The sequence below is a fragment of the Bradyrhizobium sp. B039 genome (assembly GCF_038965675.1).
Classification (GTDB): Bacteria; Pseudomonadota; Alphaproteobacteria; order Rhizobiales; family Xanthobacteraceae; genus Bradyrhizobium; species Bradyrhizobium diazoefficiens.
This window is the reverse complement of record NZ_CP152416.1, coordinates 6,584,836-6,597,596: the sequence shown is the minus strand read 5'-3', so window position 1 is coordinate 6,597,596 and position 12,761 is coordinate 6,584,836. Positions and strand designations below refer to the sequence as shown.

Annotated in this window: 8 protein-coding genes; 3 read left to right on the top strand and 5 right to left on the bottom strand. The window is 57.1% G+C overall.

Annotated elements, in window-relative coordinates; genetic code table 11:
- Positions 1–637: 637 nt before the first annotated feature.
- Positions 638–2,260 (bottom strand): heparin lyase I family protein, encoded by a 1,623-nt coding sequence (locus tag AAFG50_RS31405; RefSeq protein WP_131234239.1) that lies wholly within the window; start codon positions 2,258–2,260, stop codon positions 638–640.
- A gap of 725 nt (positions 2,261–2,985) precedes the next feature.
- On the opposite strand from AAFG50_RS31405, the gene AAFG50_RS31400 reads away from it, so the two are divergent.
- Both AAFG50_RS31400 and AAFG50_RS31395 read left to right on the top strand, forming a co-directional pair.
- Positions 2,986–4,269, top strand: coding sequence for a nucleotide sugar dehydrogenase (locus AAFG50_RS31400; protein WP_028175730.1), 1,284 nt, complete (start codon positions 2,986–2,988; stop codon positions 4,267–4,269).
- A gap of 12 nt (positions 4,270–4,281) precedes the next feature.
- Positions 4,282–5,289, top strand: coding sequence for an NAD-dependent epimerase (locus AAFG50_RS31395; protein WP_028175729.1), 1,008 nt, complete (start codon positions 4,282–4,284; stop codon positions 5,287–5,289).
- A gap of 159 nt (positions 5,290–5,448) precedes the next feature.
- Here the strand turns inward: AAFG50_RS31395 and AAFG50_RS31390 are convergent, their stop codons facing one another.
- The 3 genes from AAFG50_RS31390 to AAFG50_RS31380 form a co-directional block, all read right to left on the bottom strand.
- Complete coding sequence (locus AAFG50_RS31390; protein ID WP_063623033.1) at positions 5,449–6,270, bottom strand: class I SAM-dependent methyltransferase; 822 nt, start codon at positions 6,268–6,270, stop codon at positions 5,449–5,451.
- Positions 6,271–6,277: 7 nt separating this feature from the next.
- The gene (locus tag AAFG50_RS31385) at positions 6,278–7,705 is read right to left on the bottom strand and encodes a hypothetical protein (RefSeq protein ID WP_342714024.1); all 1,428 of its coding nucleotides are present in this window, start codon (positions 7,703–7,705) and stop codon (positions 6,278–6,280) included.
- Positions 7,706–7,851: 146 nt separating this feature from the next.
- The gene (locus tag AAFG50_RS31380; protein ID WP_080668270.1) at positions 7,852–9,003 is read right to left on the bottom strand and encodes a glycosyltransferase family 4 protein; all 1,152 of its coding nucleotides are present in this window, start codon (positions 9,001–9,003) and stop codon (positions 7,852–7,854) included.
- 560 nt (positions 9,004–9,563) lie between these two features.
- On the opposite strand from AAFG50_RS31380, the gene AAFG50_RS31375 reads away from it, so the two are divergent.
- The gene (locus AAFG50_RS31375; RefSeq protein ID WP_074076710.1) at positions 9,564–10,562 is read left to right on the top strand and encodes a hypothetical protein; all 999 of its coding nucleotides are present in this window, start codon (positions 9,564–9,566) and stop codon (positions 10,560–10,562) included.
- Positions 10,563–10,633: 71 nt separating this feature from the next.
- Here AAFG50_RS31375 and asnB read toward each other — a convergent pair whose 3' ends face one another.
- Positions 10,634–12,610 (bottom strand): asparagine synthase (glutamine-hydrolyzing), encoded by a 1,977-nt coding sequence (gene asnB / locus AAFG50_RS31370; protein ID WP_049832593.1) that lies wholly within the window; start codon positions 12,608–12,610, stop codon positions 10,634–10,636.
- Positions 12,611–12,761 lie beyond the last annotated feature (151 nt).

Sequence of the window (12,761 nt, the reverse complement as noted above, 5' to 3'; positions counted from 1 at the left end):
CATAGTCTGTGATCCGGTCCGCGGCGCGGCCCTTTGGGATTACCAATTTGGATGACAGGAGGAGGCTCAGCGTTCGTGCACGCCATCATGCGATAGCTTCCGGTCCTAATAGGACGGCCTTGGAGTATTCCGAGTAAGCGCAAGCAGAAGGATTATTGTCAGCGCCAGAGTGGCTATCCCAATTGCGAGGCTCCCGGCATGAACCTGTTCCGGGATTCGACGCTGCAGAAGGCAAGCGCGATCGCTTATTGATCCGGCGTGACAGCAGCGTTTGACGAAGGGTTTGGGCGGACCAGAAAACGATATCCGAAATCAGCCCCGTGTGCGCGAGCCCTGTCGTCCAAAACTCACGCCCGCGCGGACCCTTTTGGATTACCCCTATCGCCTTTCACCCTTCCTTGTGGACGGGCGCGCGCCCGTTGCCGGCGCAGTCACGATCGTCTCGGCAAAGTCGCGGCCCTCTCGACCGGCGGTGCCACGGCGGCGATCGCGGTGGCGGAGCTGGGGCACGATACCGGGAAAGGTCATCAGTCTGCGCGATACTTCGTCCTCGCCAGCACGCCGCGCGATCTCCTTGTCAGATCGGCACACCTGCAGCCACAAGACATTGGTCCATGACCGTTGCTTTCTTGAGCGATCATGTCAGCGGTGGCACAGGCAACGGGCTGAAGATGCGCGACGCAAACGGCTGTGTGCCCGAGATATCGAACTCAAGGTTGGCGTACCAGACGGCGGTCGGCCCAGCGCCGGTCACACCCTGGTAAAGACCGGTGATATTCCACCAGAACGGTGCACCTGTGGAAGCGCCAAATTGAATGCCCGTCGCATTCAGAACCTGCACGCCATCGAACCAAGCCTGACAGAACCCGTTCGGACTATTGTCGAGTCTGTAGGTTGTCCTGACATGATGCCATACTCCTTTCGCGCATGCAGCACTGGTTACGACTGGATAGATGTTGTAGTGAATCCCGTTGACAAAGTACCACACGAGGAAATTCCCGGTGGCGGGATCAATCGCATGAGTCGGTCCGCAGTTCACGCCTCTTGTCTGGTCGTGCAGGTTGGCTAGATCACAGAAGCCGGTATCAAAAACTGTCCCGTTCTCGATAAAGAACGAGAACGCAAAGTCGCAGGTCGTCTGCCATGGGATCGCAACAAGATTCGCCGTATTTATTTGCACCCGCGTGATGGTGGTGCGATCGAATGACGGGCGATCCCCGGCGTGGGCCTCCAGTCTGATGATGGAATTATAGTTGGGATCGTTAACCTTGATCATGGCGTAGGGATAAGCGCCGGCTCGTCCCTGAAAGCTGCCAGCAGGAGCGGGGAGTGAGGGCGAAATCGGATAATCAGTCCCTGAAAAAGTGGCACAGTGCTTGTAGGGGGCGACGTTGGTCGGGCCAGTATTCAACCCCGGGGTACCCGCCATCGGTCGCACACCGATCGCCGTCAGGAAAGTATAGAGTGCCTTGCTCAGCGCCAGCTGTTGCGGAGCGGTCAGCTTCGAACCGTAATGCACAAAGGCGACCTGCCGCGTCGTAAATGAGCCGCTTGCGCTCCTGAATAACTGCACGGCCCCGCTATCCGCGCTGTGCGTCTGAGTGCTCGTGCCAAGCGATGAACCATCGACAAAGGCCTGCAACTGCGCCGTGGTATCATTCTGTTGAATGACCCAATGACCTACGGTCGAACCCCATAGGCTGGAGAATGATGCCGCTGTCGAAGTGTTGAGTGCAGCGGACAGGTTGGCAATCGCGGCGCCTGCACTGTTCGCTTGCAGCGCCATATAATGCTTTCCGCCAGTCGTCTGAAATGGCGAGATATTGTCGGTCGTACATTCGTTCAGCGTAAAGAATCCATACTCGGCGTCACCATCCTGCGCCTTGCTTGAGTTGACGTCGAACGTCGTGGAAAAATAGCCGGTCGAACCGTCGCTGGCCACGCAGGCATTGGCGCTGTAGGTCAGTTTGCCGTTGGCGGTCAGGCGTCCGCTCGTCATGTTGACCCAGTTGTAGGTGCAGGCGGTCGAGCTGGGCGCGGCCAAACAATAGAAGAGGTCCAGTGTCTGCCAGACCCCGGCAGTCTTCAGCGAGGAAATCAGGGTATCCGCGGCCGTCAGCCACGACGCGCTCGGGACCGGCGTCATGGTTGCCAGCGCATTGGTCTCATCATTGATGGGGGGCATCGACAGACCAGCGGTCGGAAGGGCGCTCGACGTTGTCGTGGCCAACAATCCGGTAAGAAGATCACGCCGTCGCATGTACCGCCCCCTCAAGGATCAAGCCTGTGTAACACGAAGGTAACCTAGCACTTTCTCAGCGCGAGCAGTAGAGTGACGGACCGCCCTTCCGGCTATTGGCGAAGGTGACGAGATGGGTGCCGCTCGCTGAGCGGCGGTGATCAGGCTGAGAGCGCGCATTGCATCGCCAGAAATGCTCCCGGATGCTGGGCTGCCGCCTGACGTAGATCGCTCCCCAATGCATGACAAGGGAGCGACGCGCAAGGAAGTCTGTTCTGGCCCGGCGCTACATGTCGAACCGCGTCGAAAAGGGCCGCATTTCTGGACGAGTTCGTAGCGATCGCGGGCTTCGGAAGCATCCAGCCCATTTTGATGTGCCAGTTATCTACGACACCCCGTCTCACGATTTAGGTAATCCTGATTGGTAAGCCCGCACCAGGGGTTTTGCTATTAATGTAGCGTTACGGTCAATTTTCGTCCCTCGGTATCTCGTGCCGACTTGTTGGAGGGAGAATTGATAGCGCGCGCTTTCTGCTGGCGCTTATCAAGCATGGCCTTGGTGGCTTTGCGGATGGATCGGCAGCTCGCGCGGCGTTGTACCAGTGCTGGAGTGAGATTGTGTCCAACGAGGTCCTTGTCGCATCGGGAGGGCGCAGAATTCAACTGCGCCGGCTCCAATCCGTCTTCGATGGATTGGATGTCGCCCACGTAACTGTTCGTTCGGCGTGGACGCCTGGACACGAATCATGACGCACGGCCGAAAAATAGCGGTGATTGGGCTCGGTTACGTGGGGTTGCCCGTGGCTGTGTCGTTCGCGCGTTCCGGAGTTCCGGTTGTTGGATTCGACGTGGATCGGCGACGTGTCGCAGAACTCAGAGAGGGAATGGACCGGACCCGTGAGGTTGATAGCAGTGCTTTGAGCCAGGAAACGCTACGTTTTACCGCGGACCCGGCCGGAATGGTGAAGGCCGATTTCTTCATCGTCACAGTGCCAACTCCGATCGACGAGGCTCGGAATCCGGACTTGCGCGCGATGATAGCGGCGTCGCGATCGGTCGCCGGGGTGCTCAAGAGGGGCGATATCGTCGTTTATGAATCAACCGTGTATCCGGGCGCCGTGGAGGACGACTGCGTGCCGGTTCTTGAGCAAAACTCTCACCTGAAGGCTGGAGTAGATTTTACCGTCGCCTATTCGCCCGAGCGGATCAATCCCGGCGACAAGCAGCACCGCTTCGAAACGATTACCAAGGTGGTCTCGGCACAAGATGCCAGAACGCTTGAGATCGTGGCGGATGTCTATGGATCTGTGGTCAGCGCCGGCATTCACCGTGCTCCCTCGATCCGCGTAGCAGAAGCTGCAAAAGTCATCGAGAATACACAGCGCGATCTGAATATCGCCTTCATGAACGAGCTGTCGTTGATCTTCCACGCGCTTAATATCGATACTGACGACGTCCTCGCTGCGGCGCGGACCAAATGGAATTTCATGCCGTTCCAGCCGGGACTTGTCGGCGGCCACTGTATCGGTGTCGATCCCTATTACCTAACCTATCGCGCCGAAAAGGCCGGCTATCATCCCGAGGTCATTCTTGCCGGGCGGCGCATCAACGATGGCATGGGTCAGCGCGTGGCGCGCGAATGTGTTCGTGGGCTATTACGCCGCAAGGCCCAGAATGGGATCGTGACCATCCTCGGGCTGACCTTCAAGGAAGACGTTCCTGACACGCGCAACTCCCGCGTCGTCGACATCGTTCGCGAGCTTCAGTCTTTCGGGCTCACGGTGCAGATCCATGATCCGCTGGCGAACGCTGCCGATGCCCGCCATGAGTATGGCGTGACATTGACCGAACTGCACGCGCTGAAACCGGCAGACGCCCTTGTTTTCGCCGTCGCCCATCAGTCCTATGTCGACGGTGGTTGGCCGTTCGTTCAGGGCCTGCTGCGCGACGGCTCGGGCCTCGTGCTCGACGTCAAGGCAAAGCTCGATCGTGCCGCAAAGCCCGCCGTTATCGACCTGTGGCGGCTCTGACCCGGAGATAAGATGCACAACGACAAAGTACTGGTGACCGGGGCTGCGGGCTTCATTGGCTTTCATGTTGCTCGACAGCTCTTGGCTGATGGTCGCGAGGTGGTCGGTGTTGACAGTGTCAATGCCTACTACGATCCCAAGCTGAAGGAAGCGCGGATCGAGCTTCTCAAGCGCCATCCGAAGTTCAGTTTCGTGAAGCATGATCTGGCCGATCGTGCGGCATCATCAGCACTTTTCGAACAGCATCGATTCCCAATCGTGATTCATCTCGCTGCTCAAGCCGGCGTCCGCTATTCACTGCAGAATCCGCACGCCTACGTCGATGCGAATCTCGATGGGTTCATCAACGTGCTGGAGGGCTGTCGTCACAATAGGTGCCGGCATCTCGTTTTCGCGTCCTCATCGTCAGTGTACGGCGCGAATACGAAGCTACCCTTTTCGGTACGGGACAATGTCGACCATCCGATTAGTCTCTATGCCGCCTCGAAGAAAGCCAACGAGCTGATGGCGCATGCCTACAGCCATCTCTATCGTATTCCAGCGACCGGCCTGCGGTTCTTCACTGTCTATGGTCCCTGGGGGCGCCCGGACATGGCAATGTTCATTTTTGCCAAGGCAATCCTTGCCGGCGAACCGATCAAGTTGTTTAATCATGGAAAAATGCGGCGCGACTTCACCTACGTCGATGACGTGAGCCAGGCCGTCATACGCCTGATTGACCGTCCGCCCCAGGGCGGGCCGGCCGCGCCTGCGGATCCCGCAAGCAGCAGCGCCCCCTGGAAAATCTACAACGTCGGCAACAACCGTCCCGAAGATCTGATGCATGTGGTCTCGCTGCTGGAGAAGGAGTTCGGCAGGGCGGCGATCAAGGAGATGCTTTCGATGCAGCCGGGGGATGTCGAAGCAACCTACGCGGATACTGCCGAGCTCGAACGCGACATCGGCTTTCGCCCGTCGACGTCAATCGACGAGGGTGTTGCACGGTTCGCGAAATGGTATCGTCAGTATCACAGGCTCTAACGTAGCGCGCGGTGAGCAAAAATCGTTCCACTGATCATGTCGGGCGCCGGCACGCGATTGTGGCTGTCTCGCCTTCATCGCGGCGGCCGGCAGGGAGCGGCTGTGGCGCAGGGCGTATCGTGACCTTTGGCGTAAAGCAGCGTGCCGCGAGATGTGTGGTCAGCGACGCGTCGCGATGAGCTGGACATCGAGGATATGGCGTAGGATCGGCAGGTTCGAAGCGCGCCATCCAAGGCTCCGCGGCAACCACCCGACGACGGTTTCGAGCGCGGTCACGACGCCGAGCGGCAGCCTCGTTTGGAACTCGCGGATGCGCACGAAAGCCTGCACGCGCGCGAAGCCCACTGAGCGCAATAGGCTCGCTAGTTCGCGGTTCGTGTACTCGCGCAGGTGAAAACCGCGCGCCACTTCATCGATGCCGCGCGAGACGTCGTGCGGACCGCTCATACGGTTCGGCGTGATACAGAAGTATTTGCCGCCGGGCTCCAGCGCGGCGAACACGTTCGCGAGCTGGTCGCGCGCGTCATCCGGATGGAGGTGCTCCATCAGCTGGTTCGAGAAGATCAACGTCGCCTTTAACGGAATGCTGACGCCGTCGGAGAGCACGACTTCGAGATTCGGCGCGTTTGCGCCGTGCGTCACCGTCGCGGAGACGTCGATCGCGTAGGCCTTCCGCACGTGCGGCGCAACGAGCATCGTGAGCGCGCAGTCGCCAGCTCCGATCTCCGCATATACTGTGTCGGGATTGAGGAATGGGCGGAGCGTCGCGAGCAGCCCCTGCAACTCGGCCCGATTCACAGACTCCTGGCTCTTAAACACAAGTTGCGGGTGGTACGGCACCTCGCGAAGCAACTCTTCGTACACCGCGCGGTAAACATGCTTTCGCTCAGCTCGGGAGGAATTACGCAACCGCTCTGCGAGCCCAACTTCTACCTTGTAGTGGTGTGCCCGCATCGGATCCATCTGAGAGACCATCATCATGGCATTCCTATTTTCGCTTGTTTCTTGCCACTAACGCTATCGGCGTATTTTCGATCTTTCCATTATTCCGTGTTTTTGGATCGTCCGTGATGCCATCCAGATGGCGCAGCCGCGCCAAGTTGATCATCATGGCAATGATCGGAAAAGCATACATGTTTTGAATTGTTGGTAGGATGTCGCTCTGAGTCGCCATGCTAATTCCACAACCAAATAGACAGACGAACAGGGCCCAATATAGGTCACTATTCAACCATCGCCCAACTCGCCAAGCGGTAGCTGCTCCAAGGAGGAGGAAAATTAGAAGCGCGCCGGTTAGAATCACCCCGCAGTCAAGAAAGAAGTTGATGATTGCGTTGTGCGCTTGGTTGGCCTGATACAGGGTTCCTGTGTCCCACAGTTGGCTCGTCCCGATTCCGTAGCGACCGGCGCCAAACAGGAGCAGGCCGATATTGCTGGTCCATTCATTCAGCAGCGGCGCCCAAACGTAATCAACGCGGCCCGTCAGCAAGCCATCGGCCGAGACGCCGGAGTCGCTATCAAGCCCGACCGAAAGAAGTGCTTGAACGGTTGGTCCGATCCACACGAGCGATGTGACGCCAGCCGCCGCGGCGCCAACCAATAAAATGGCAAACCTGCGCCGCAGGATCAGAAACAGGCACAACGAAGCTGCTACGGTGACAAGCGCGCCGCGAGACTCGAGGAGAAGAACCGCAAGGAGCGATAGACACAGGGGGGCGATCCAGAGAGCATTGCGCATAAGAGCTCGATAGAGCAACAAGGGCGCAGCGCAAATGTATATCGTTCCGATCGTATTGTAGTGGACCCCAAAATAGGTTTCGCAGAATTCGGTCATCTTGTCCCGGCTAGCCGGAACCAGCTCGGACACACCGCTAACGGATGGATTCGTCAGGACGAGCGTGACGAAAACGATTGATAGCAAGAACATCGAAAAGCAGATCACCGTCGTGATCTTTTCGAGCTCCTGAAAGGACCGCATACGCTTGAGGACAAACAGGAAGGATAGAGTATAAAAGATCGGCACAATGCAGTTCGATAGTACAAAGTCGAAATAGGAATCCGGAAATGAATCAGGGAAGCGACTATGCAGAAGGGGAGCGTTTGGAACTGAACGAATGAGGGCGATGGTAAGAATTACGAAGTACAGGAGAAATATTCTGATGGATGTTCGTTCGATCTTGTCGGTCGCGTGTAGCGGCGCAGTGTCGAAAACCAGATAAGCCAGGACTATGGCTGATAACAAGTTGAAGGGTTTGAGCCCTTGGACGCCGAACAAATTGTCTGTTAGAAATGGTACGCGCTGGAATGGCCATATGAAAACGAATGACAGAAAGAAAAAGGTGCCAGCTTGCGCGATTGAACCTGGCAGCGCGGGATGATAAGGCGCTCGGGCGCTATTGCTCAGAGATGTACTCATCTCGACCTATCGGAATTGTGCCCTACTCTAACCGTCCACTAGCAGCAGCAGTCTTGGGCGCGGGTGGCGGATACAGTCCTCGTAGCCGATGGGGGCGCGCCCCGGAGCGCAGAACGCCATGATAGTTTCACTTGAGCGGGACCAGTTCAACGTCGTTGCCCTGGGTATTTCGACTTATCTAAGAGGGGCTTCAAAGCCGCAATTAACTCGCGAGCTTTTGCCGTCGGCGAGTGATTGGCCTTAACATAGATCTGACATCGCATCGCGACGGCGTTGTATTCGTCTGCGGTCATGTCCCAGATTGCGCTCACGGATTTGGAAAGCGCCAACTCGTTTTCAGCCGATGCGCCAAGAGCATGGCGCAGAACGATCAGATCTGGGTCGACAGATCGCCGGGCGACAACAGGGGTGCCGGTAGCCAAAGCCTCCAGGAACGTGTTCGAAAAGCCCTCGACATCCGATGTGCTGAGAAGCATCGTCGCTTCTGCCAGAAAGTTTTGAACGTCTGCCCGCCGGACACAGCCAACCAGTTCCACGTTTGGCAGATGGCGCAGGCTATTCACGGCGTTTAGCGTCGATTGATCAGTATCTCTCTCCGGCATCCCTGCCACGCGGAATTTGACCTCTGGATGGTCCTGGGCGATTCGAAGCAGCAATGGCAGGTTCTTTCCATGACGGAAGACACCAAGCCAGGCGACATATCTGCGTTCCGTGCGCGGCAGAGGAGTGGCCGCGTCCTCCGCTACGGCAATTGCATTATGAATAACGTGAATGGGTTTGCCCGGAAAAAGCTCTGCCAATTTTTCGCGTTGATAGTCATTTTGACAGAGGAACGCGGCTGTTCGATGCCGAGCCCAAGAATAGGATAACCATTCATAGTGTCGAAGCCCGGTTTTGTATCGTTCATCGACGTCTCCGTCGCTGACAACGCGGTGAACGAACGGAACCCTTAGTTGGTCCGCGACGAAAGCCATGATGGCGGTGCCCGCCCCACGTGCGCCCTGGATGATGATATCGGGACGATACGCGCGGGCGGCTGCCAACACCTTGGGAATGTATGAGTAGAACCACTTCGCAACCCGCACTCCACGGGCGGGATCATAGGTTTCGATAAGTTTGATTTGCTGGCCCGAACCTACATGGGCCAAAGCACCTTTCCAGGTGAGGAGAGCGGCTTCGTGACCGGCGCTTTCAAGCGCGCGAAGCCATAGTGAAAGTTGGACTGCCCAGCCACCGATCGGATAGTCATCATCTTTCAATAGATAAGGAATGGAGAAATCTATCGAGAGAATTCGCACCTGACACCCCGAGGTTGATGGGACCGCAAGATGAATAGCAGTTCGGCGACTTTCGAGTAGATGTGCCCGTATGTCCTAGGATGTGCATTTGAGATTGTCAGGATACGCATCGGCGGTTCTCCACCAAAGGCACAGTGGCTCGACCAGACGTCGTCGTCTGGCCCGTGGTGACTCAGGCTTTGCGTCCTTGCGGATGTGCGCCTTTCCACGTCTTGCAGACTGCAACCACTACGCTCCCGAATACCAGAAATTACGAACATCCTTGGAAAGAGCTCCCTGTTGAGAGACGTCTACGCATGGGCGGCCAAGCTCACACGCTGGCAGCATAGTCTCTTGAACCGCTCCGCGGCTTGACCCTTTGGGATTACCTATTCTCGATCACGGGAGGGGACGAGACCAGCCGGTCGGGAAATGGTATAGACGCCCATAGCGTGATTTCATGCCCCAAATGCCACCGTGATTTCGTGCGCCACGAGCTGGCCTCTCATTTGAGGATAGATATTGTTCACTCTTGGAGCTCATCGTGCTCGCCGCGCTAGGCTCGTTTTGGAGGGCAGGGGATGCTCAAACACGGCATTTGCACGCTCGAAGAACTAGATCGCTCCGGACTAGGACGCGTGGCGCAGACGCGACGCTTTTTTCACCGGCTTTGCGACATTGCGCTTTACGAAGCATTGGCGCGCCGTGGCCGCTCGGGTGATGAGGCTCTGCAGGCGGCAGTGCTGAATTTGTTTCCTATTACCAATGGCGCTTACAAGCGCACGAGCCGCCAGCGTTTTGGGGCATTCGACCGCGAGGTGCTAAGCATATTGGAGCGGCGTTTCCCCTCAGATGCACGGCTCAGCGTCCACGATGTTGCCGTGTCCGATGGGCGGACGGCCTGTGATTTCTATCGGGTCCTGTCGGCGCATTTCGGCGGGCTTGATTTCCTGGCGAGCGATCTCTGCCTGCGTGTCACCAGACTATCGTTTCCGGAGGCGCGGCTAAGTGTCGTGGTCGACGAGAACGACGTCCCACTGCAGCTAGTGCGGCCGCCATTTGTGCTGAATTTGGCACGTACAGAAAGTTGGCTTTATCCTGTCAATCACTTGTTGCGTTCGTTTTGGCGGGCTCGGGCCATGTCTGTGCTCGATGCGGCGCGCGCAGGTGATGAGGCCTTGGTTCGGGACCATATCCTGCTCCTGTGCAGCGAGGCGCGAAAATATCTCGATAGCTGCGCCAACTTTCAGATCAAGAACTATGATATTTTTTCGCCGCCGGTCGACCGCTATCACGTGGTGCGGGCCATGAATGTTCTCAATCCAAGCTACTTCTCTCCGGCTCAGTTGACTCATGCAATAGCCAATTTGCGGGACGCGTTGCATGAAGGCGGCGTGCTGGTGCTCGGCTCCAACGGCGAAGCGGGCTCGACGGTGCATGGCGGCGCTTACCAACGGCGCGATAATCAGCTGGTGGAGATATGGAGCTGTGGCTGCGGTCCACCCTTCGCTGCGATGCTCTCTCGCGATCGGCGACCTAGCGCTGATCAAAGCCACCTTGCGGATATTATTGTTCGGTAACGGCGTCTTCGCGAACAGACGCCCCCCGCTGCCGTTTCGGCAAGAACGACAAAGGTGTCATCGCCATATCTTCAATCCAAAAGCGATGCTAGGCGTCGTGTTTCGGTGTCCGCCACCGAAGCATCGCCCCACCGACGATGCCACGCCTGAAACATCAGAATATTCCAAATGAGGAAATCTCGCTCAGTATCTCCGTTCAAGAATTCGGCCCAGAGCGAGCGGATGGCCTCGACGTGAAAAATCTCACCAGCGCTCAGGCAAGCTTCGTCCATCAGGTCCTCGGCCCAATTCCGTAACGGACCGCGCAACCAATCTGCGAGCGGGATCCCGAACCCCATTTTCGGGCGCTCGACCAAATGATCAGGCACGTGGCGGGCAAGAACACGCCGGAGCAAGTGCTTGGGGCGCCGGGCACGCGCGTTGTGAAATGACGGCAGCTTCCAGACCCATTCAACCAAACGATGGTCGAGGAACGGAACACGCACCTCAAGAGCGACGGCCATGGAGGCTCGATCAACCTTAGTCAGGATGTCATCAGGTAGATACGTGCACATGTCCAGGTAGCGCATACGGTCCACTGGCTCTGGCAAGAGGATCTCGAGGTTCCGACCCCAGCAGGCGGTCCGCACCTCTTGTGATCCCTTTACAAGATTGTCTTGGTTCTGCGAGAGAACTTGATAGTAGACGGAATTGATCGATGACATCGAGAGGATTTGCGCCAACCGATGGGCTTTTTGGCCAACACGTGGCACGCGTCGAAAGTGTGGTACATAGCGGGCTATGCTGTTGTAAGTGCTAGGCGGCACAGCGCAAATGCTTGAAGACACGAGGCGGCGGAGCGCAAGCGGAATCTTCGCGCGCGGTCGCCAAAAGTTCGCCGTCGATTGATACCGTCCGTACCCGGAAAACAATTCGTCTCCACCATCTCCTGACAGAGCCACCGTGACATGTTTTCGCGTCAATGCGGAAACAATATGGGTCGGAATCTGGGAGGAGTCGGCGAATGGCTCGTCATACATCTCGGCCAATTTCGGCACCACATCGAGAGCGTCAGCCCCACTAACGGGAAATGTCGTATGGTCGGTCCCAAGATGTCGCGCGACAGCCTCAGCGTGTTTCGACTCATCGAATGTCGGGTTCTCAAAGCTGATGGTAAACGTTTTGACCGGTCTCAGAGAAGCGTTCTGCATCAACGCAGCGACGGTCGATGAGTCATAGCCGCCCGACAAAAAAGCGCCAAGCGGAACATCCGCTATCATGCGGCGCGATACTGCATCATGCAGCAACGCCTCGAGTTCATCGACCAGTCCCTCTTCGTCGGCTTGAAGCGGATTGCTTTGCCCCTGCGAAACAACACCGGCCAAGTCCCAGTACGCGCCCACTTCGGGGCCGCCGGCGCTCGCAATTTTGACGAACCCGGCGGGCGGCAGTTTGTAGACATCTTCATAGATCGTGAATGGACTCGGCACGTAACTATGCTGAAGAAAGGCGGCGATCGCTCCACGATTGAGACTTGGTTTCCAACCGGGATGAGCGCGCAGCGCCTTCAATTCTGATCCAAACAAAACTAGTCCATCGAAAATCGTCCAATAGAGCGGCTTTTCGCCCATTCGATCACGAGCCAGGAATAGTTGACGTTCTCCGGCGTCCCACGCTGCAATTGCGAACATCCCATTCAGGCGGGCGATGGTCGATTTGACTCCCCATTGGGCGAATCCTTCGACAATAACTTCTGTGTCTGAATTCCCACGAAACCGAACTCCGCATCGCTCCAGTTCGGCCCGCAGTTCTCGAAAATTATATATTTCACCGTTGAACGTAATGGCATATTGGCCGCTGGCCGAGACCATTGGTTGATGTCCCATTGGGGACAAATCGATAATTGCCAGGCGACGCTGCCCGAAGGCAATGCTGGCTTGCTCGCTTAACCAAACGCCGCTGTCGTCCGGTCCGCGGTGGCTCAGGGTTTGCGTCATTGCAGACGCCCGCCTTTTCAGATCTTGCAGGCGGCAACCATTACGCTCCCAGATACCGGAAATTCCGCACATGCTTGAAAAGAGCTCCCTAATGAGGACGTCAACGCATGGCATTCAAACTCAGACCCTAGCAGCATAGTATTTTGGATCGGTCCGCGGCTCGACCTTTCGGGTTACCCATTCTCGATCACAGGAGAAGCTCAGACCAACAGATCGCTGAATC